General features: G+C 68.8%; 20 protein-coding genes and 4 tRNA genes. 15 read left to right on the top strand and 9 right to left on the bottom strand.

Annotated elements, in window-relative coordinates; genetic code table 11:
* Nucleotides 1-255 precede the first annotated feature (255 nt).
* From MON03_RS07980 to MON03_RS07955, 6 genes are all read left to right on the top strand, one after another.
* Entirely contained in the window at nt 256-1668 is a 1413-nt protein-coding gene (locus tag MON03_RS07980; protein WP_022904001.1) for a cytochrome ubiquinol oxidase subunit I, read from the top strand.
* A gap of 1 nt (nt 1669) precedes the next feature.
* Nucleotides 1670-2674: a cytochrome d ubiquinol oxidase subunit II gene (cydB, locus tag MON03_RS07975; protein WP_242091353.1), complete on the top strand. Its 1005-nt coding sequence runs from the start codon at nt 1670-1672 to the stop codon at nt 2672-2674.
* Between the two features lie 145 nt (nt 2675-2819).
* Nucleotides 2820-3371 carry a BON domain-containing protein gene (locus MON03_RS07970; protein WP_167510068.1) on the top strand — a complete coding sequence of 184 codons (552 nt, stop codon included), beginning with the start codon at nt 2820-2822 and terminating at the stop codon, nt 3369-3371.
* A gap of 402 nt (nt 3372-3773) precedes the next feature.
* A complete protein-coding gene (locus tag MON03_RS07965) occupies nt 3774-4169 on the top strand; it encodes a hypothetical protein (RefSeq protein WP_242091352.1) in 396 nt (131 codons plus the stop codon).
* Between the two features lie 82 nt (nt 4170-4251).
* Entirely contained in the window at nt 4252-5322 is a 1071-nt protein-coding gene (gene adhP / locus MON03_RS07960) for an alcohol dehydrogenase AdhP (RefSeq protein WP_242091351.1), read from the top strand.
* Entirely contained in the window at nt 5319-5714 is a 396-nt protein-coding gene (locus tag MON03_RS07955; RefSeq protein WP_242091350.1) for a hypothetical protein, read from the top strand. The genes adhP and MON03_RS07955 overlap by 4 nt, the downstream gene beginning before the upstream one ends.
* 73 nt (nt 5715-5787) lie before the next feature.
* Here MON03_RS07955 and MON03_RS07950 read toward each other — a convergent pair whose 3' ends face one another.
* Nucleotides 5788-6966 carry a polymer-forming cytoskeletal protein gene (locus tag MON03_RS07950; protein ID WP_242091349.1) on the bottom strand — a complete coding sequence of 393 codons (1179 nt, stop codon included), beginning with the start codon at nt 6964-6966 and terminating at the stop codon, nt 5788-5790.
* A 189-nt stretch (nt 6967-7155) separates the two neighbouring features.
* Between MON03_RS07950 and MON03_RS07945 the strand changes: the two genes are divergently transcribed.
* From MON03_RS07945 to MON03_RS07920, 6 genes are all read left to right on the top strand, one after another.
* Nucleotides 7156-8037, top strand: coding sequence for a universal stress protein (locus MON03_RS07945; protein ID WP_167510066.1), 882 nt, complete (start codon nt 7156-7158; stop codon nt 8035-8037).
* A complete protein-coding gene (locus MON03_RS07940; protein WP_242091348.1) occupies nt 8037-8897 on the top strand; it encodes a universal stress protein in 861 nt (286 codons plus the stop codon). Before MON03_RS07945 ends, MON03_RS07940 begins: the two co-directional genes overlap by 1 nt.
* Entirely contained in the window at nt 8894-11428 is a 2535-nt protein-coding gene (locus MON03_RS07935) for a cation-translocating P-type ATPase (protein WP_141861482.1), read from the top strand. Before MON03_RS07940 ends, MON03_RS07935 begins: the two co-directional genes overlap by 4 nt.
* A gap of 137 nt (nt 11429-11565) precedes the next feature.
* The gene (locus tag MON03_RS07930) at nt 11566-12036 is read left to right on the top strand and encodes a pyridoxamine 5'-phosphate oxidase family protein (RefSeq protein WP_141861480.1); all 471 of its coding nucleotides are present in this window, start codon (nt 11566-11568) and stop codon (nt 12034-12036) included.
* Nucleotides 12037-12122: 86 nt separating this feature from the next.
* Nucleotides 12123-13175 carry a lysylphosphatidylglycerol synthase transmembrane domain-containing protein gene (locus tag MON03_RS07925; RefSeq protein ID WP_181819306.1) on the top strand — a complete coding sequence of 351 codons (1053 nt, stop codon included), beginning with the start codon at nt 12123-12125 and terminating at the stop codon, nt 13173-13175.
* Between the two features lie 997 nt (nt 13176-14172).
* Nucleotides 14173-14700, top strand: coding sequence for a hypothetical protein (locus MON03_RS07920; RefSeq protein ID WP_141861476.1), 528 nt, complete (start codon nt 14173-14175; stop codon nt 14698-14700).
* Nucleotides 14701-14742: 42 nt separating this feature from the next.
* Here the strand turns inward: MON03_RS07920 and MON03_RS07915 are convergent, their stop codons facing one another.
* The 5 genes from MON03_RS07915 to MON03_RS07895 form a co-directional block, all read right to left on the bottom strand.
* Nucleotides 14743-15201: a hypothetical protein gene (locus MON03_RS07915; protein ID WP_141861474.1), complete on the bottom strand. Its 459-nt coding sequence runs from the start codon at nt 15199-15201 to the stop codon at nt 14743-14745.
* Complete coding sequence (locus MON03_RS07910) at nt 15198-16358, bottom strand: hypothetical protein (RefSeq protein ID WP_242091347.1); 1161 nt, start codon at nt 16356-16358, stop codon at nt 15198-15200. Before MON03_RS07910 ends, MON03_RS07915 begins: the two co-directional genes overlap by 4 nt.
* A gap of 275 nt (nt 16359-16633) precedes the next feature.
* Entirely contained in the window at nt 16634-17095 is a 462-nt protein-coding gene (locus tag MON03_RS07905; protein WP_242091346.1) for a hypothetical protein, read from the bottom strand.
* Nucleotides 17096-17263 carry a hypothetical protein gene (locus tag MON03_RS07900; RefSeq protein ID WP_242091345.1) on the bottom strand — a complete coding sequence of 56 codons (168 nt, stop codon included), beginning with the start codon at nt 17261-17263 and terminating at the stop codon, nt 17096-17098.
* A 1-nt stretch (nt 17264) separates the two neighbouring features.
* Nucleotides 17265-17438 carry a DUF4177 domain-containing protein gene (locus MON03_RS07895; protein ID WP_114851120.1) on the bottom strand — a complete coding sequence of 58 codons (174 nt, stop codon included), beginning with the start codon at nt 17436-17438 and terminating at the stop codon, nt 17265-17267.
* Between the two features lie 679 nt (nt 17439-18117).
* Here MON03_RS07895 and MON03_RS07890 point away from each other — a divergent pair.
* Nucleotides 18118-18369: a helix-turn-helix domain-containing protein gene (locus MON03_RS07890; RefSeq protein ID WP_242091344.1), complete on the top strand. Its 252-nt coding sequence runs from the start codon at nt 18118-18120 to the stop codon at nt 18367-18369.
* Nucleotides 18369-19514, top strand: coding sequence for a site-specific integrase (locus MON03_RS07885; RefSeq protein ID WP_242091343.1), 1146 nt, complete (start codon nt 18369-18371; stop codon nt 19512-19514). The genes MON03_RS07890 and MON03_RS07885 overlap by 1 nt, the downstream gene beginning before the upstream one ends.
* 593 nt (nt 19515-20107) lie before the next feature.
* Here the strand turns inward: MON03_RS07885 and MON03_RS07880 are convergent.
* The 3 genes from MON03_RS07880 to MON03_RS07870 form a co-directional block, all read right to left on the bottom strand.
* Nucleotides 20108-20182, bottom strand: a tRNA-Val gene (locus MON03_RS07880).
* A gap of 15 nt (nt 20183-20197) precedes the next feature.
* Nucleotides 20198-20271 (bottom strand) — tRNA-Cys (locus tag MON03_RS07875).
* Between the two features lie 82 nt (nt 20272-20353).
* A tRNA-Gly gene (locus MON03_RS07870) sits at nt 20354-20425 on the bottom strand.
* A 255-nt stretch (nt 20426-20680) separates the two neighbouring features.
* Between MON03_RS07870 and MON03_RS07865 the strand changes: the two genes are divergently transcribed.
* Nucleotides 20681-20753: transfer RNA gene (locus MON03_RS07865), tRNA-Val, on the top strand.
* Nucleotides 20754-20765 lie beyond the last annotated feature (12 nt).

The raw sequence follows: 20765 nt of genomic DNA, 5'->3' as shown, positions 1-20765 counted from the left end.
CCGCGTGCACGACGGGACCTTGGACTCTGCGGTCTTCGGCGATCGTGAGCGAGGTTGGAGCACATGCACGCAGACGACCATCATCACCGCGTTCCCGAGGCCGAGTGGGAGCGCCTCAAGCGGGAAGCGCGCGACCGCGCCCAGCGACAGACCGAATCGGAGTCGCCGCGCTGCGCTGACGGTGAGCCGAGTGAGTGATGTGCGCGGGACGAAGGTCCCTGGCGCCCAAGCGTTGAGGGCAGCAGGGTCGACCGCATGAACGACTTGCTCAGCACCCTGGTGCTGTCCCGGTGGCAGTTCGGCCTCACGACGATCTACCACTTCCTCTTCGTCCCCATCACCATCGGCATGGTGTTCGTGGTCGCGGTGTTCCAGACCGCCTGGGTCCGCACCGGCCGCGCGCACTACCTGCAGCTGACCCGGTTCTTCGGACGCATCTTCCTGATCAACTTCGCGATGGGTGTCGTGACGGGCATCGTGCAGGAGTTCCAGTTCGGCATGAACTGGTCGACGTACTCTCGGTTCGTCGGTGACGTCTTCGGGGCGCCGCTCGCGCTCGAGGGCATCCTCGCCTTCTTCCTCGAGGCAGCGTTCATCGGCATCTGGATCTTCGGCTGGGACCGCCTGCCCAAGGGCGTGCACCTCGCCAGCATCTGGCTCACCGCACTCGGGACGCTCTTGTCGGCCTACTTCATCATCGCCGCGAACGCCTTCATGCAGCACCCGGTCGGCTTCCGGCTCGACGCGTCCCGCGGTCGAGCAGAGTTGACCGACATCTGGGCGGTCGTCACCAACAAGGTCGCACTCGCAGCGTTCCCGCACACGATCGCAGCATCGTTCATGGTCGCCGCGGCCGTCGTCATCGCGGTCGCCGGCTGGCACCTCGCCCGGAACCAGCACCTCGAGACGATGCTCCCGGCGATCAAGTTCGGCCTCTGGACGATGGTCACCGCCGGGGCCGTGACGCTGCTCACCGGCGACCAGCTCGGCCTAGTCATGGTGGACACGCAGCCGATGAAGATGGCTGCAGCCGAGGCGCTCTACAACACGGCCACCGGCCAGGACGCGTCGTTCTCGATCTTCACGCTCGGCACCCCGGACGGAGTCCACGAGCTGTTCTCGATCCGCATCCCGTACCTGCTGTCCTTCCTGTCGACTCACACCACGCACGGCACCGTCGAGGGCATCCGCGAGCTCCAGGCGCAGTACACGCAGGTGTACGGACCCGGCGACTACTCCCCCACCATCTGGGTCACCTACTGGGCCTTCCGCTGGATGATCGGCTTCGGAGCCGTCTCCGTCCTGCTCGCGATCGCTGGTCTGGTGCTGCTCCGCCGCGGACGGGTGCCGCAGCGCCGGTGGGTGTGGCGGATTGCGGTCTGGTCGGCGCCGCTCCCGATGGCCGCCATGACCGTCGGCTGGATCTTCACGGAGATGGGCCGCCAGCCGTGGCTCGTGTTCGGGCTGCTGAAGACGAGCGCTGGTGTGTCCCCGAACGTGACGGGGGTCGAGGTCCTCATCTCCCTCGTCGTCTTCACCCTGTTGTACGGCGCGCTGGCGGTCGTCGAGTTCCGCCTGCTCCGCCGCGCCGCCCAACGCGCCGACGAGCTCACCCCGCCCGAGGACCCAGCGCAGGACGCTCCTGAGACGATCGCGACGGTGTACTGAGATGGACCTGCCCGTTCTCTGGTTCGCGATCGTCGGACTCTTCTTCGTCGGGTACTTCGTCCTCGACGGGTTCGACTTCGGTGTCGGCATGTCCCTGCCGTTCCTCGGCAAGGACGACACCGACCGCCGCGTGCTCATCAACACGATCGGCCCGGTCTGGGACCTCAACGAGACCTGGGTCATCGTCGCCGGCGCCTGCCTGTTCGCAGCGTTCCCGGAGTGGTACGCCACGATGTTCTCCGGCTTCTACCTCGCGCTCCTGCTCATCCTCGCCGCGCTCATCGCCCGCGGGGTGTCGTTCGAGTACCGCCACCAGCGGAAGCACCCCGAGTGGAAGCGCCGCTTCGACCTCATGATCGTCGTCGGCAGCGCCGTCCCGGCGTTCCTGTGGGGCGTCGCGTTCGGCAACGTCGTCCGGGGCATCCCGATGGACGCCGACCACAACTTCACCGGCACGGTGTTCGACCTGCTCAACCCGTTCGCGCTGCTGACCGGTCTGGCGACCCTGCTGGTGTTCTTCACCCACGGCGTCGCGTTCGTCGCGCTGAAGACCGAGGGGGAGATCCGCGAACGGGCCAAGCGGCTCGCGACCCGCGCGGGCGTGCTCACGATCGTCGTCGGCGCTGCGTTCCTGGTGGCGATGGCGTTCGTCCGAGCGACGCCGGCGAGCCTCGTGCTCTCGGTGGTGGCCGCCCTCGCCCTCGTCCTCGCGGTGCTCTGCAACGCCTGGGGCCGTGAGGGACGCGCGTTCACCCTCATGGCGGTCACGATCGCCGCGGTCGTGCTGGCGATGTTCACGGCGATCTTCCCCGACGTCATGCCCGCCTCGAACGACCCGGCGAACAGCCTGACCGTGTGGAACGCGTCGAGCGGGCAGTACACGCTCACGGTGATGAGCTGGGTGGCGCTGGTCTTCGTCCCGCTCGTGCTCGCCTACCAGGCCTGGATGTACTGGGTGTTCCGCAAGCGCGTTACCCGCACCCACATCGAGGGTGCTACGGCGTGACCGGTGACGGTCTGACGCCACCACGGCCGGTCTGGAGGCGCGCTGCGGGCCCGCACCGCGCCTCCAGACCGTGCCTGGTCGCCGCGTGGACATGGCAGGACGTTGTGCCCTGCCGCCGGTCGCGTCAGGGCGCGATCATCTCCGCATGAGCACGACGAACCAAGTGAGCACGATGACACCCGCGGTCGTGGACCTCGGAGTCCGCGACCTGATCCTCCGCTCCTGGCGCTCGGAACGGTCCCTGGACGCCTCGACACTCGACGTGGCCGTCGACGTCGGCGGCAACCAGATCGTCCTGACCGGTGATGTGGGGTCGTACACCGATCGGCTGACAGCCCACGAGATAGCGTCCGGACACGCCACCGGGTTGCTCCCGGTGCGGAACCGTATCGTCGTGCGTCCGCTCGAGTGCGATCCGACCGAACCGGACGCGGTCCTCCAGGCCAGGGTGGAGGGTGCTGTCCGCGATGCTGCGCCGTACGCCGCTGTCAGGATCTCCGCGAGGGACCACGTCGTGCGGTTGTCGGGTCGACTCGGCGACGACGACGAACGGCGACGCGTCCACGCCGCGGCAGCACGCAGCCGCGGAGTGCACTTCGTCGACGACCGCACCACTATCGCTGCGAGTGACCCCCGTTCCGGACGGACCTTGGTCCCTGTCCCTCGTTCGCGGGCCATGGAACCGTCGTCGGCATGAAGAACCGGATCGCTTCCGCACCGCCCCGTCACCGCGCCGTCGAGGACCCGACCGAGAACCCTCCGAGCGTGACCATCGAGCTGTGTCCGACGAAACCACTGGACGTCGAGACGGTGCTCAGCATCGGTGCGACGCTCCGCGCCGCCGATCGACTGCACCCACACGAGCGCTGAGCGCGCGATCGTGGATGCTCGAGCGACAACTCAGCCACCCCCGGCCGGAGCCGCGGCCGCCTCGCGCCGCGCCTGGTGCGAGCTCGAACCAGCCGTACGCGCGGGACTCCTCAGCGAGATCAGCCACCTCGCGGTGGCGGGCACGGGTGCCGGCCGAACGCCATTCGAACGGACCGATGGGGCAGTCTTCAACTCCCCCGCCGTTCGCTGCGACCGCGTCCTGATCGCCATGGCCGACCTGCTCCGGACGGTGTCCGTTCCTCGCCGACGAGCACTGCGCTCCGCGCAGGTCGTGGTCGACACCGGGTTCCCGCTCGAGCGCGCCGTCGTGTCCGTCGCCGCGGCGCTGATCGTGGGGGAAACGGTGACTCTGGGGTTCGTGGGCGGCCTGGACCGAGCGTCCGCCGCCTACGTCCGGTCGCTGGCGGCACTGTTGCCCGGGCGCGTCCTCCGCGTCCGCTTCGGTGATCGGCTCGTGTCGGGTGGGTACGACCGGGTGAGCTGGTTGTCGCCGTCCTGCTGCGCGGAGTCCTCGCCGTTCGACCTGCGCATCCTCGATCAGATCACGTCGACGTCGCTCCCCACCTCGGTGCTCGGTGGGACTTCTGACCCTGCCGTGCGATGAGCGCCCGCGGCAGGGTGACTCCACGGGCGCCGATTGGCGCGGGACACCGGGTCCCGGCACGCCCGTGAGGAGAGGTCATCCCATGAAGGCAGCAGTCGTCCACCAGTTCGGTCAGCCCCTCGTTGTCGAGGACCGGCCGCTCCCCGCACCCGGCGCCGGACAGGTCCTCGTCCGGATCGAGGCCTCCGGCCTCTGTCACACCGACATCCACGCAGCACGCGGAGACTGGCCGGTCAAGTCGACGCCGCCGTTCGTCCCCGGCCACGAGGGCGTCGGCATCATCGAGGAGCTCGGTGACGGCGTCACGAACCGACAGATCGGTGACCGGGTCGCGCTCCCCTGGCTCGGACACGCCTGCGGCCACTGCCGCTACTGCGTGGAAGGCCGCGAGACCCTCTGCGAACAGCAGCAGAACACCGGCTACTCAATCGACGGCGCCTTCGGGCAGTTCGCCGTCGCCGACGCGGACTACGTCGTCCCGGTCCCCGCCGGCGTCGCCCCGGAGGACGCAGCCCCGCTCACCTGCGCCGGCGTCACGACCTACAAGGCGCTCAAGGTCGCCGGGATCACGCCGTCCGAGACCGTCGCGGTCTTCGGCGTCGGCGGGCTCGGACACCTCGCTCTGCAGTACGCACGGGTGTTCGGCGCGCAGGTCATCGGCGTTGACGTCGAACCGGCCAAGCTCCAGCTCGCCCGCGACCTCGGTGCGGACCGCGCCGTCGATGCGTCCTCGGGCGACGCCGCCGCCCAGATCCAGGAGCTCGGCGGCGCGGACGTCGCCGTCGTGCTCGCAGCGTCCGCCAGCGTGTTCGAGCAGGCGTTCGCCTCCCTGAAGCGGGGAGGACGCCTCGTCTGCGTCGCACTGCCGGCGGACGGCACGATGAGCATCCCGATCTTCGACACCGTCCTCAAGGGGATCTCGATCATCGGGTCGATCGTCGGGACCCGGCAGGACCTCGCTGAGGTCTTCGCCCTGCACGCCGCCGGACGCACCCGGGTCGTGTCGGTCCGCCGCCCGCTCGCCGACGTGAACGAGGCGATGGCCGACGTGCTCGCCGGTCGGGTGCCGGCCCGGATCGTGTTCGACATGCCGCCCGTCCAGCGCGAGCAGATCGTCGCCGAGGACAAGTCCACGCAGGCTGGAACGCGATGATCGGCACGGGCCTCGCGGTCCACGACGACCGGACGCTCGTCGCGTCGGAGTGCTGGTCGCTCATCGGACGCGTCCGGAGCGGCCGGCTCGTCCGAGGCACCGTGTCCCAGGCGGAGGCGGTCGTCGTGGACCCCGCAAGCGGGTGCCTCGACCTCGAGGGACCCCGCCTCGGAGACCTCGGTTCGCGTACGACGGCTGTGTTCGAGACGGGCGCCCAAAATCCGACGGGGGGCTGGAGCGTCATCGTCGTCGGACGCGCCGAACCGCTCGTCATCCGGGCCGGACGCGACGGACCGCTGCAGCGCTGGCGCTTCGACGTCCAGGAACTCAGCGGGATCGTGTTCACGCCCGACGCGCTTCGGGCAGACCGGGCTGACGCCGTCCGTACCTGACCTGCAGGCACGGCACGGAGGGACGAGCAGAACGGCCCGGTGCGAGCAGCACCGGGCCGTCTCCATGCTCCGGTCAGATCCTCCCCGCGCCTCCGGGCGTCGCGGGGATCCCCTCACCACCGCGCACGTCCGTCCTCCGTCCGGCACGGTCCCACGGACGGGCGTCGGCGATGTCGAGCAGTTGGGCACCGAGTCCGAGGACGATCGTCACCACGGTCACGAGGACTCCGAGGACGGGGATGTGCAGCGCCACGACGAGGACCGCACCGCCCAGGAGCGCCGTGACGACCGGCCCGCGTCGGCCGCGGAGGATCAGGCGTCCGATCATGAACGCTCCGTACGGGAACGCCGCGAGGGTCAGGACGAGCAGGACCAACAGTCCAGTCAGGGCCAGGGGTGCGCCGATGACCGTCACGAGCAGGAGGAGCAGGGCGAGCGGAGCGGCGACTGCTGTGACGAAGCCGACCAGTGCGGCCCTCCAGGGCGCCGCACGGAGCCGGTCGGCCACCCGGGTGAGCTGCCGAGGGACGAGGAGCCCGGCGGCCAGCGTGATCAGGCCCAGTGCGACGAGTGCGTACAGCAGGCCGACCAGCCAGGACGCGAACGCCTCGCCGGCGGTGGGGCGATAGGGCGTCCGGTTCGGATGGACGTGTTGCACCGACCCGTCGACGTGGTCGGCACGCATCTGCGCGGTGTGGTCGCTGACGTAGACGACGTCCCCGCCGATCGTCCCGGCGACGGTCAGCCGGTCCACGCTGAGTCGCGCGTCGCGGCCGAGGTCGCCCGCGACCGAGATCGTGTTCGCCGCAGCGACGAGGTCCTCCTTGACCGACCCCGACTGCGCGATGCTGATGCTGGACGCCGCGATGGTAGCGCTCCGCCGGACCGTGCCGGTGACCACGGCGGACTGAGCTGCGAGCCGGACGTCTCCGTCCACCTCTCCGGTGACGGTCACGGTCTGTGCGGCCGCGATGACGTCCCCGGTGACCCGCCCACTCACGGTCACGTTCTGGCCGGCGGCGTACACGTCCCCGTCCACGTTCCCGGCGACCTCGACGTCGGTGCCGCTGAGGAACCGCGGGCCGGTCACGCGCTCCGTCGCGCCGATCCTGGACGGGTCGTCCTGTGTCGTCGTGACGGCTGCGGCGGCGCCTCCCGTGACGGCTGTCAGAGCGACGACGATGCCGAGGACGACCGCCGAGCGCGGGACGTGACGGCGGGCGGTGGGCTGGGTTCGGTGTCTGGTCATCATGGCGGCTGTGTCGCGGGCTGGCCGTCGGCACGACAGGGTCGGAGGTCCTTGCTCGGCGCCGCGAGGGAGCGCCGGTGGGCGGGACCTTCGGCCCTGCCGGCGTCGTCCGCCCGCACCTAGCGTGCGGTGATGGGATGCGGCTGGAGCCGCAGGTGGGCGCAACCGGTGTCCACTGCGAAGGGAGTGACCATGACCGCCTACACCGTCGCCATCGACGACACGACTGCCGCCTGGAGGACCGTGGACTGGATCGCGGACGCCGTCGACCCTGCGACGGACAGCGTGCGGCTGGTCACCGTGAGCGAGTACACCGGCGAGGCCCTCGAACGGTCCGAAGAGCGACTCGAGGCGGCGGAGCAGCGCTTGCGCTCGACGCATGCCGAGCTCACCGTCCGGCACGACGTGACCGGCGGGCCGACCGTGGATCGCCTCGTGTCGGACGCCACGCGCGGCGACATGCTCGTGATCGGCGGCAACCAGGTGCACACGTTCGTCGCCGCGGCGCGGGGACGCGTGGCCGAGCGGGTGGTCGCGCACGCCGTCACCCCGGTCGTGGTGGTCCCGGAACACTGGGAGCGGTCCGACGGTCCGGTCGTCGTCGGTGTCGACGGGCGGTCCGCGTCCGCCGCGCTGTCCTGGGCCGCCGACCGAGCGGCCCGTGGCCGTCACGAGCTCGCCCTCGTGCGCGCCTGGGCGGTCCCGAGCGCGGTCGACGCCTACGCTGCGGTCGACCTCCAGGAGGACCGAGACCTCTGGTCGAAGGAGGCCGACCTCGAACTCCGGGCCGCGCTCCGGGCGGTCGGTGCCGCGCAGCCAGGGCTCCACGTCACCGGCGAAGCCGTCGAGGGGCAAGCTCGCGACGTGGTCCTCCGGTCGTCCCGGGGTGCGTCGTTGATCGTGGTCGGGCGTCGCCACCGGACGGCACTGGGCGGGTTCATCACGGGGTCGGTCGGTGAACGCCTGATGCACGAGGGGCACGCGCCGGTGTGCATCGTCCCCGAACCGACGCACACCGGTGGGGGCGCGGAGTCCGAGCGCCGTCCGGAACAGCTGCACGCCGAGGTGCGGTGATGCGCGACAGCAGCGTCGTCGGGACCGAACACGTGGTGGTCGGCATCGACGGACACGAGGCGAGTGACCGAGCGGTGGACTGGGTGGCCGTCCGGCGCCTCACGCCAGGGAGCCGGGTCGAGCTCATCACCGTCACCAACGGATGGGGAGGTGACCGACTGGCCCTCGACCGACGGCTCGCCCGCGCCGCAGAGCGCCTGACCGTGGCACACCAGCGGGTTGACGTCGCAGTGTTCCGGCTGTCAGGGGTGCCTGACCGGATGCTCGCGGACGCTGCATCGACCGCGGACCTGCTCGTCATCGGTAACCGGCGCCAGCACCGCGTCCGAACAGCGCTCGACGGGTGGATGCCCGAACGCGTGCCGACCCTCGCGAACGGTCCGACCGTCGTCGTCCCGGAGGACTGGCGACCGACGCACGGGGACGTCGTCCTCGGGGTCGACGACGCCACTGGTGACACCGCGCTCCGCTTCGCCGGGTCCCAGGCCGTCCGGGAGCACCGGCGGCTCAGTTTGGTGCGCTCGTGGAAGGTCGCCGAATCCGCCCGGGTCGGAACGCTGAGCGCCTTCGAGGGCCCCGAACTCGTCGAAACGCACGCACGGGAGGTCCTGATCGACGCCGAACGGCTCCTCCACACCCGGTTCCCCGGACTGCAACACCGACCTGTCGTCGAGGAAGGCGACACGGCCGACGTCCTTGGCAGGTACGCCGAGGACGCGTCGATTGTCGTCCTCGGACGACATCACACGTCGACGCTTGAGGGTCGGCTCTTCGGCTCCACTGCACACGAGCTCATCAGTGGTTCGCGAACTCCGGTGTGCATCGCGCCGCTGCGCTCACCGGACCCGCGCCGACGATGAACGGTCCGACCTCCACGGCGCCCACTGCCGACCTCGCCGAAGGGCTCACGTCAACAGCCGCGGCGGCGCGGCTCGCCGAGGACGGGCCGAACGCCGTTGGCACATCGGCACCGAGCCTCGTGCGCACGATCGCCGGACAGTTCCGCAACGTCGTGCTCCTCCTCCTGCTCGCCACCGCGGTCGTCTCCGCAGTGCTCGGGCAGGTGCAGGACGCCGTCGTGATCACCGTCATCCTCCTCACGAGCGTCGGGCTCGGTACGGTCAACGAGTACCGATCCGCGCTGGTGTCCTCGGCGATGGCCGACCAGTTGCGGCACACCGCTCGGGCGCTCCGCGACGGGGTCTGGACGACCGTCGACGTGCGCGACGTGGTCGTCGGTGACCTCGTGCGCCTCGGGGTCGGCAGCGTCGTGCCCGCGGACGCAGCACTCGTGTCGGCACAGGATCTCCAACTCGACGAGAGCGTCCTCACGGGAGAGTCCCGTCCCGTGGAACACCGGACCGACGAATCCGTGCTCCAGGGCGCAGTCGTCGTCGCCGGTTCCGGTGATGCGCGGGTGACGGCCACCGGGAGGGCGACGGAGTTCGGCGGCATCGCTGCTGGTCTGCGTTCCCGTGCGCCCGAGACAGCGTTCCAGGCCGGCCTGGCGCGCTTCTCGATGCTACTGGTCTGGGTCGCCGTGTCGCTGATGGTCCTGATCGTGGTGGCCGGGATCGCGTTCTCCCGCCCACTGCTGACGACGGTGCTGTTCGCGCTGGCGATCGCCGTCGGGGTGACGCCGCAGCTGCTCCCCGCCGTGGTGAGCACCGCGCTCGCCTCCGGCGCCCGACTCCTCAAGCGGTCGGATGTGCTCGTGAAGCGTCTCGTGTGCGTCGAGGATCTCGGCGGTGTCGACGTCCTCGTCACCGACAAGACCGGCACGCTCACGTCGGGGGGCCTCCGCTTCCAGGATGCGCTGGACCCCAGTGGTCGCCCCGCTTCGACGCTCCTGGGCGTGGCCCGGGTTACCGTGCCACCAGACGTGCGCGCCGACGGTGCGGCCGGCTCGGTCGCCGACGTCCTCGACCGCGAGATCCTCGACGCGTCGGCGGCGAACGCGGCACCGGACGGCTCACCGGTCGTCCTCGCCACCCGGCCGTTCGACCACGAGCGGATGACCTCGTCGGCGCTGGTCCTCGAACACGACGGAAGCCGCCGCCTGGTCGTCAAGGGCGCTCCGGACGTCGTGCTGGCGCGGTGCAGCGACGTCGCACCCGCTGGCCAGGAGACCTTGCAGCGGTTGCTCGCCGCCGGTCACCGGGTGCTCGCGGTCGCGACCGCGGCCGTGCCCCGAGCGACGACGACCGCGGACCCGATCGCGGTCAGCAGTGCGTTCGTGCTCGAGGGGTTCCTCGTGTTCGAGGACCCGCCCCGCGCCGGCGTCGCGGACGCCATCGGCGCGTTGCGTGACCTCGGTGTCCAGGTCGTCGTGGTGACCGGCGATGACCCGGTGGTCGCCGCCGGTCTCGCGCGCGACGTCGGCATCCCCGTCGGTTCCGCCCTGCTCGGGAGCGAGATCGGTGCTGCAGCCGACCAGACCCTGGCTGCCCTCGCTTCCCGGGTGCTCGACGCCGGCGTCGTCGCTCGTGTCCGCCCCGCGGACAAGGCGGTCGTCGTGCGTGCGCTCCGCGACGCGGGGAGGACCGTCGCGTTCCTCGGCGACGGCGTGAACGACGCGCTCGCGCTGCACGCGGCGGACGTCGGCATCTCGGTGCTCTCGGCGACCGACGTCGCCCGGGACGCGGCGGACGTCGTCCTGCTCGACAAACGACTCGACGCAGTCGCCACCGCCGTCCGGACCGGTCGGCGGGTGTTCGCCAACACCCTCAAGTACGTGATGATGGGCACCTCGTCGAACATCGGCAACATGCTCAGCGCTGCCGTCGCGGCGAGCTTCCTGCCGTTCCTCCCGCTGCTGCCCGCGCAGGTCCTCCTGAACAACCTGATCTACGACCTCGGGCAGCTGGCGATCCCGACGGACCGTGTGGATCACGAACGGCTCACGTCTCCCGCGCGCTGGGACGTCGGCGCGGTCCGTCGGTTCATGCTCGTCTTCGGACCGGTGAGCTCGCTGTTCGACTTCATCACGTTCGCCGTCCTCCTCGGTGTGGTGCACGCCGGCCCGACGGAGTTCCGGACGGTCTGGTTCGTCGAGTCGCTCCTCACCCAGTCGCTGGTCGTGTTCGTCGTTCGCACGAACCGCGTTCCGTCCTGGCGCAGTCGGCCAGGACGGTGGCTCACCCTCGGTGCACTCGGTTCGGCGGCCCTCGGAGTCGTGCTGCCGCTGAGCCCGATCGGAGTGCTCGTCGACTTCGCGCCGCTGCCCGGCAGCCTGCTCGCGGTCATCGCCGTGATCGCCGTCGTCTACCTGCTCCTCGTCGAGGGGCTCAAGGCGTTCGCGTTCCGGTACGTGTTCCGGAACGATCTCGGAGCGCACCACACCGCACACCACGTGCGCCGCTTCGCAGCTCGCTTCGGTCGGACCCGCTGACCGCAGGCGCGTCGCGCCCCGGGTCGGTGGGACTTCCGGCCCTGCGCACGAGCAACGGTGCGTCGCATGCTGGTCCGACCGGGCGAGAAATCGGAGCGATCACGCTCGTTCCGTCCCGCAGACCAGGAGGAAAGACCATGGAAGCAGCGGCGACCGGACCATCGAACGAGGCGAAGGATCCGCGGGCTCAGGGAGCGGGCGGACTCGATGCGACCCCGCTGGACGAACTCGTCGTCACGCTCGACGCGGACCAGTGTTGGGAACGGCTGCACCGCAGCCGGATCGCCCGCGTAGCGTTCCGCACCCAGGAATCGCTGGAGATCATCCCGGTGAACTACGTCACAGAGACACGGAAACTGGCCTTCGCGACCTCGAGCAGTGTGATCCTCGACGCCGTCCACTCCGGGCGCGAGATCCTGATGGAGGTGGACGAACACGACGGGTGGACCGCCTGGAGCGTCGTGGCGAGGGGAACCGCCCACATCCCCGACACCCGGCACGTGACGGCGCAGCGGATCCGCTCGATGCTGGCGACACCGAAGCGCGCCACCGTCGTGCTCGAGCCGACCAGCGTCACCGGCCGGCTCTTCGACCAAGCCGCTCCATGACAGCCCCTCGCGGTCGCGCCGGGCGGGAGGACGGAAGGCGCGGTGCGAACCTGCACCGCGCCTCCCGTCCGTCACGACTACGCTGGATGCTCGCGATCGCCGCACCCTTTCTGGTCGCCGCGGCGGTGGTCATCGCCGCGCCGCACGCCGAGGAGGCGTTCCTCGTCCTCCGCGAACTACCGCCGAGCGCCTCGATCGTCGCCGGCGTGGCGGTCCTCGCCGAGGCGGTGTCCCTGACGGCCGCGTCTCGTGCTACCCGCGCGTTCCTGGGCCCCGACGCGCCGAGCTTCCGGCACGTCCTCGCGGTCGACCTCGTCGCGCAGGGGGTCCGCAGCGTTCTGCCCGGTGGAGCGGCGACCTCCGCGGGGTTGCGCATCTCACTCCTGCGACGGTTCGACGTCCCGGTCCCGATTGCTGCCTCCGCGGCCACGACCGGTGTCATCGTCTCCAACGTCGTGCTCGGCGCACTCTTCATCAGTGGTGTAGCGATGACCGCCTGGCACGGCCGTCCTTCCCCTGGTGTCGCCGTCCTCGTCGGAACGGTCCTCTTGCTCGCCGTCGCCGTCGGACTGGGCGGCGCGGTCATCGCTCGCCGGCCCGATCGCGTACGGGAGGGTGCCATGTGGTTGACGACGCCGCTGCGGCGAGCCGTCGGGCACCCGTCCGAAGCCACCATCTTCGGCTACGTCGACGGACTGGCCCTTGGGATGGGTCGCCTCCGATCGGTCCGGACGCTCGCGACCCTGCTCGCCTGGGTGGGATGCAACTGGGCTGCCGATCTCTTGGCGTTCGGGCTCATGCTCGTCGCTGCGGGCGCCCGGCCCCCGTGGCCGGTCGTCGTCCTGGCGTACGGCATCGCGAACGTCCTGGCCACCGTTCCGATCACGCCCGGGGCGCTCGGGCTGGTCGAGGGAGCCGCAGTGACCACGCTTCACGTCGCAGGGGTCCCGACGTCGGTTGCGCTGCTCGGCGTCCTCGGCTGGCGTGCCGTCGAGTACTGGCTACCGATGCTCGCCGCGCTGGTCGTCGCACCGTTCTTGCTCGCCTCGACCCGCCGTCGCGGTGGAGCATCGTCTTGGTCTCGGCTGCGTTCTCGCCAACTCACACCTCGCCGCTCGTACCGAGGGCCTACCCGATGACGAACACCGCCGCCGGAGCGAGCGCGAGGAGCACGACGAAGCATCTGGACCTTGACTGCACCCGGACCGATCCGGGCGGCACGAGGATCGCCGGCGGGAGCAAGACCAGCCGGCAGAGGATGCTGCCGCCGGTGTGGTCGCTCTCGCGTCTGACGTCTCGCGACGTCGTCGGGGAGCGTGACCCGGGCGCCGTGGCGAGTGGACAGAGCTCCTGGAACGAGCCCGCGGTCGCGGTGCAACATCGGAGAAGACGAGAGCCTGCGCACAACCAACTGGCACTTCAGCGGTGCGTGATGGCTGCAGGGGAACGAGGCGAATGCATGCCGAGCGGACGGCCGAATGCGTGCGTCAGCATGTGCTGTCACCTAGGACGTTCCGGAGTTCTAGAGCGGGCCGGCGGTGAAGCGACCTGATCGATCGGGAGCATGAGGATCGTGCCCCGCCGGCGCGACTGACGGGACGGGACGACCGTCGAGTGTCGGGCTCGAGTCGGCCGGTGTGTCCCGGGACCTGAGCCAGAGACACGGGACGTGCGACACGGGACACGGGACACGGGACACGGGACGTGCGACACGGGACACGGGACACGAGACACGGGACAAGATCGCGAGCGGGACAACCGAACTCGTCCGACGCTTCCGCCCGCTTGGAACAGATCACGCGGGGACTTGAGGGTGTCAGGCGAAGGCCGGTGCTGCCGAGGATGCAAGGGACGGGGTGCGCGTTCCGGGCATGCCCAGTTGGGCGATTCTGGGCCGACGCTGAACTGGTCGAGCCACAGGTTTCGTCGCCTTTTTCTCGGCCAGTTCCTGCGCTGCTGCTTCTTCATCTCAAGTGTCAACTGCTGCCCCGTGCGTGTCTGCGGATCGGTCACGCTCTGACCGCTCTTCGGCGCCGAAGTGGAACACCCCGGCAACGGTCCGCGAGCGGCCGAACAAGGTACGGCGGTGTCGCGCCCGCACGCGCCACGGCGCACGGTCCGCGCATACTCCGAACTGTGCACGCAGAAGAAGCCGCTCGTCGACGGGTCACCCTGAAGGAGGCCTGCCGTTCTGTTGAACGACTCGTGCTGCTGCTTTCGGAGAACGGCGGCCACGAGGAGCTCGCGCTCGAAGCGATCCGCCGCTCACGTCGCGTCGAGCGCATCGCCGCAGAGGCGGATACTCGTCCGTCCATGACCGCAGCACAGCAGACGCTGGATCGAGCCCTGGCGCTCCTCCGGGTCGGCGCACACCGAGGAGTCGCTTCCATCGAGTTCTTCATCGCCGTGGTTGTGAGCCTCGACTCAGAATCGACTGCACAGTCGCCCTCGCCCTTCCTCCAGCTGCACGAAGACGCTCGGCGCCTGACGGCAGAACTCGCGCCGCTCCTGCACAGCGCGGACGAGGCCGACCCGATCGTGCAGGCGTTGCTGACCGCCCAGGGAGAACTGTGGTCCGTCGCGTCGACTGACATCGAGGGAGTCGCCGCGACGCGCAGACGTCTCAGGACGCAACGCGCGGCCCTCCGATTGGTTCCCGGCTGAGGGAGGGCACGTGCGACAACGTCCGGTCGCGCCGCTGCGCCGTCAGTCGTGACGAGTCGCGTGCGCACGGCCATGGAGAAGCGGGTCGAGTTCGCTGCTCGTGAGCACGGTGATACCAAAGAGACGCGCCATGGCGAGGACTGCGTCGTCGTTCGAGATGATTGCCCATTCGTCGCCGAACAGGCCCTCTTCCTCTTCGTGGACGGCGTCCAGAGCGCATGCCACGAGCATCGGATCCGCGTTGCCCTTGCCGCTGTACAGGTTGACCAGACGAACGTCGTCGACCGGCACACGTTTCATGACCCGCTGCAGGTGGTGCAACACCCGTCCCGTCGTCCGGTACTCCAGCTCGGTCAGGGACACGATGTCCGGGAGGAAGCGAGCTTCGTGCAGCACCTCTGAGGGGATACGACAGTGCTCCCTGATGAACGGCGTGGAGCGTTCCTCGACCGTGAGTCGCGAGAGGGCGTTGTTGTCGAGGAGGTACCGGTACCCCATCATCCGAGCGCCTCCCGGAAGTCGCGGATCTGGTGTGGCTTGATCTTGTTCGCACAGACCACTCGGCAGAAGTCGCCTGGGGAGACGCGTCCGGCGTCGAGTGCCCGGAGCATGCGCGCCGAGAACTCCCTGCCGTTGTACGTGCGGACGCCGTTGACCGGCTTGGGCTGCTGTGCTCGGCTGGGTGGCCGAGCAGCGAATTCTCGCCCTAGGGCGTTGAGATGTGACGCGGCGACGGCGGGGCTCACGAGACGGAGACGCCGCGCTCGGACGACCAGGGCGCTCGGCGTGACGTTGAATCGATCTGCGGACGCCTTGAGGTCCTCGAGTGTCGCCAGCGCGAGCCCTCGAACTGCCTGCTCCGGCATCAGGATCTCCCCGACGATGTCGTACTCGCGTCCTGGCCCGACGGCCGGACTACTGCCGTCGTACGTCACCGGGGCGAAGATGCCCCGCGCGACGAGGACGGCAAGCAACGTCAACGTGAAGAGCTGCCGTCCTTCGGGCTCCTGCGCATCGCCGTGGTCCCCGCGAGCGAGAAAAATGTAGGGGACCTTTTTGTCCTTGATGGTCAGCCCGCTGAACTTCACCTCGATGAGCTGTGGCATGAACCCACGGACGCTCAACGAGACGAAGACCTGGTGTGCCTCCAGGCGCTCGATCAGAATCTCGAGCGCGCGCTTCTTCGTCCGCGCTTGAGTGAGCGTGTCGTGCTGCAATCCGAGAGCATCGACGAGCACCTTCGCGTCCGCTGCCGCTGACCCTCGCGACCTCTTAAGCAGACCCACGATCCGGTTGTCCTCGAGATCCGGACCGTGCTTGCGAAGGAGCATCTGTTTCCGGATGAGGTCCTTCACGATGAGCTCGACGTCCTTGACGTCGACGGTCGTCCGTGAATTGAGCGCGAACGTCTCCTTGCTGACCCCTTGGAGGAGCTTGTCCGTCTTGGTCGCGATCTGCGCACGGACGTGATCGTGGGGAGCGAAGAACAGCGGGTACGGGATGTCCGCCTTCCTCGACAGTTCGACGAGCTCACCAAACGTGATCTCCGAGCGGTCCAGCGCTTGCCGGTACGGAGCGCGGCCACTGACGACCGAGTTCTCGAAGAGGTCCTCGAAGACCCGGCGGTCGATCATGGTGCGGGTGCCGTTCAGCGCCACGGCGATCGGACGGACTGAGCCGAGCTGGTGCAGTCGTGGTTGCTCCGCGCGCATCCCTCGACGGTCACTCATTCTCGCGGCGGCCGCGACCCCGTGTTCGAGGTACGAGGCCGGCCAGTGCGCGCTCTTTCCGATTGCTGACCGAAAGTGCTGGGCCGCGCACATCAGCTCGCAGACCACCCGCCGTCCGACGGAAGAACCGCTCCGGGGCTATCAAAGGGACGGGCTGGCGGTGAGAGACCGCGCCGCACTCCGGCGCGAGCCCTCGATGTCGCTCAGCTCTGTGCTTCAGGAGCGGACTCGGACAAGCCGTCCCGTGATGGTCCCGTGGTGCGGGCGACGGAAGGAGGGGAGTCGCCCATGAGCTTCTCCCATCGATCCCGGATGTTCTCTTCTTGGGCGCGACTCATCAGCAGCGGGATGCGAACGCCCTCGAATGTCTGATCTATGAACCGCTCCAAGAGCCCCGCGATCTTCTCGTAGTAGTCCGCGACTTCCTTCGCATCATCGAGTGTCCAGACGGCGTGCTCAGACGTCGTTGCACCGTTCCGGGAGGTGGCCGGTCGACTGCTCCGCTCGCCGTAGTGCTCACCGGGCGTCTTCATCCGGTACCAAACCGAGTGCACAAGGAAGTTGCGCTGCGGCCGAGCCGCGCTGATCGCTTTGTCGATCGCGATGAGCTGTTCGAGCTGCGCCTCGGTGATCTTCTTGTTGTAGCGGGCGGCCCGCAGGCACATCTATTGAAGCCGCGAGATGTCCTCGCCTGCCGTGAGCACCCGGCCGTAAGGCGACTCGATGAGAAATGCGAACAACTCGCGCAGGTTCTGCTCGACCCGCGCGGACTCCGCCGCCGTGCGGCCGATCGCCGCGTACATCGCCTGAGTGGGCCGCTCTGTGCGAGCCACCTCAAACTTCTTCTCGCTCGAAGAGCACGCCGAGCGGACCGATGACAGACGGGCGCACCATCTGCGCAACCGTCCATCCCTTTGCTGCGTAGCGGTTGATGGTCTCGTTGAAGACTGCGACGTGCTTCGCCTCGTTGCCAGACCCGTTGATGGTGACGTACTCGTAGCGCTTCATCTTGCCCTCTCAACCCGTGTCGACGTTAGCAACCAGTGCGGACGCGTCTACTTTGCCAAGACACAACACGACTACTCTGCTGGGACGGGACCATCCTTCCCCACGCACGGTTCCCGTCCCCCCCGCGCACGGCGGGGATTCCTGGGAGGTGACGACGCAGTGCCCCGACGCCCTCGGTCAGCACGAGTATCCCGATGCAAAGAGGAAGCGCCATACGGACCGGACGCCACTCCGCGCGATCCCGTCGACCGCACTGGCTTCTGTCAAAGTCACTGGCATCTCATCCTTGGTGATCACGGAGAGAATTCGTGCGCGGCAGGTCTGCCGCAGACAGTCCTGCTACCGATGACGGCGTCATCGACGGTCATCGGGGCAGCGGCTACGACGTGAGTTCCGGAACCGTAACGCATGGCCGCAACCGGCCCGTTCGGAGAACGATTCGCTCAACGAGAGCACCAGGGGCCCCGGCGTCGAGCCTCGCTGAACGCCTGAAGTGACGGAGGTCTTCCGTACAAACCGAGCCCGTCCCATCAGCGGAGGACGACTCGCCGACGTGACCTGGGCTTAGCCTCCTTCACCACGGCTGATGTGGCGTTCGCGCATAGACGGTGTGTCACCCACTCCGGGAGGCAACGAGCTGACGAAGCCCGTTACGTCCAGCACCGAAAGCGAACTGCCCATGCCCACGTCCTTGAGCCGCCTGACCGCGGAATCGGAGACCCGCGAGCTCACCCAGAAGTATGCGGCTCTCCTCAAACCGGCTGAAGCCGCATCGTTCCTCCTCACGTCCGTCGGGACGCTCGCCCAGTGGCGCTACCTCCGCCGCGGTCCCGCGTACATCAAGGTCGGCCGCTCCGTGGCCTATCGCCTCGGTGACCTGCTCGACTATGTCGAGCAGACGCGCGTATCGCACAACGGAGTGGCTGCCTGATGGCCACGATCCGTGAATACGAGACGGCGAAGGGCAAGCGGTTCGAGGTCGGGTACACGAAGCCGGACGGCGGAAGGACGCGGAAGCGTGGGTTTCGGACCAAGCGTGACGCGAAGGTCTGGTCCGCGGCGAACCTCATCGCAATGAGCAAGCCGAACTACCGCACTCAGTCCGACCTGTCGCAGAAGCTCGGCCCGTTCATCGACGAGTTCCTCGCTCGACGCGCGACGCTCGCCGCTACCACGGTCGCGAACCGTGCGGCCGTTGCGGGCAAGTGGATCACGCCGTACTGGAGCGAGACGTCCCTGGAGGCGCTCACGAAGAAGTCGGTGCGAGCCTGGGTGGAGTCCATCCACGCCGCCGGCGCCGGTGCGCAAACGATCCAGAAGGCGCACCAGATCCTAGGGGGCGTCCTCGAGGAGTGTGTCGAGCAGGGCCTACTGACCGGGAACCCGGCGCGAGGAGTCAAGCTGCCCACGGTGGTGACGCGCGAGCACGGTTACCTCAGCGCCCCGCAGGTCGCGCACCTCCTCGACGAAGCGCAGGAGCGCGACCGGATGCTCATCGCCTTCCTGGCGTTCTCAGGACTGCGGTTCGGCGAAGCCGCGGCTCTCACGTTCGCCGACCTCGACTTCGCGAACAACGTCGTGCACGTCCGCAGGTCCGCGACCGAGGTCAGGGGCGAGCTCGTGCTCGGTCCGCCCAAGAACGGCAAGGCTCGACAGGTTCCGGGAGTGCCGCAGGTCATGGAGCCGCTCCGACGACGCTCGGCAGGGCGTGAGGCACACGACCTCGTCTTCACCGGGCCGGGGGGGGGCGGCATGCTCAGGCTCTCGACCTGGCGGCGTCGAGTCTTCGCTCCAGCCGTCCGGCGTGCGATCGCAAGCTGGCCAACGAGCAACTTCGCGCGCGGAGCGGTCGTGCAGCACTTCCCGAAGCTCACCCCGCACGACCTGCGGCACACCGCCGCGAGCCTCGGGGTTTCCGCGGGCGCCACCGTGCCCCTCGTGCAGGGCATGCTCGGTCACGCCAAGCCGAGCATCACGCTCGATGTCTACACCGGACTCTTCCCGGCCGACTTCGACCCGCTAGTCACCAAGCTCGGCGACCTCGCCTCTGGAGCGGGCATCGCGGACCGGCTCTGACCGCCCTCTCCCCCTTCATCCTTCGCGCCGAGTGCCGGCCTGTTCGATTCGTCGACAGGCCGGCATTCGGCTTTCATGCTTGCTTCCAGTAGCTGACAGCACGGCTGCGCACCGCCCGCGGAGCATCGGAACCGAGCGACGCGCGCGCGGGAAGGACTCATGCGTCGGGTTCGACTTCCCGGATCATCCTTACTCGAAGGACACGTCTCGAGCGCTACCCGAAGAGCCCGTGCATCAGGTCGGGGACGCCTTGTCCTGCCGAACCGGACCGCCGCCCGGCGACGTCCTTGCGTCGAGCCAGGTAGTACCTGCCGTGCCTCGGCTGCGAGCACCAGGGCCTGATTCCATCGGGCTCTTTGCGACGTCGCTCGCATCACGGGCACGCGCCGACTGTCGCGCATCGACGACATGGTGCGATCAGGACGCGTCGATCGACCGGATCTCTTGACGCGTCGCCTACCCGACATCGGGCGAGACGTAGGGCGGTGGAAGCTTTCGCAGATCGTGCCAGAACCGTGCCACGGCACCTGATCCGAGCCTTGGGCAACGCGTGGAGAAACACGAAAACCCCCGGATTTCCGGGGGTTTTCGGCTGGTGGGCGATACTGGGATCGAACCAGTGACCTCTTCCGTGTCAGGGAAGCGCGCTACCGCTGCGCCAATCGCCCAGAGGAGTGTGGAGCTGGAGGTGGGGACGGGATTCGAACCCGCGTGGACGGCTTTGCAGGCCGCTGCCTAGCCTCTCGGCCACCCCACCATCGAGGTTCACGTCTCCGTGAGTACCCGAACGGTGGGATACCCTCTGGTGAGTCGTCGGGATCCGGAGATCCTAACACTCGAGCGGATGACGAGATTCGAACTCGCGACCCTCACCTTGGCAAGGTGATGCGCTACCACTGCGCCACATCCGCATGCTCTTCGAGAAGAGCGGATTGCCGTCGTGCTGGCCGTTCGTGCTGGCCGGCCGTCTCGGCGACGTCGTAAACTCTATACGAAGCCGAGCGCATCCACCAAAATCCTTCCGGTTCACCGGGCGTGTCCCCCGTGTTCACGCGGAACCGAGGGCTGCCGCGGGCACCCCGCCGACCGCGCCACACCCGGGCGACGCGTCGTGTTCAGCCGAACGCCGGACATCCGCTACTATCGACTGGCACGACAAGTGCAGCGGGCGATTGGCGCAGTTGGTAGCGCGCTTCGTTCACACCGAAGAGGTCATCAGTTCGAGTCTGGTATCGCCCACCCGCTGTGTCG

Source organism: Curtobacterium sp. DN_7.5, assembly GCF_022655355.1.
Classification (GTDB): domain Bacteria; phylum Actinomycetota; class Actinomycetes; order Actinomycetales; family Microbacteriaceae; genus Curtobacterium; species Curtobacterium luteum.
The sequence above is the reverse complement of the archived record's forward strand: the minus strand, read 5'-3'. Positions and strand labels throughout refer to the sequence as shown.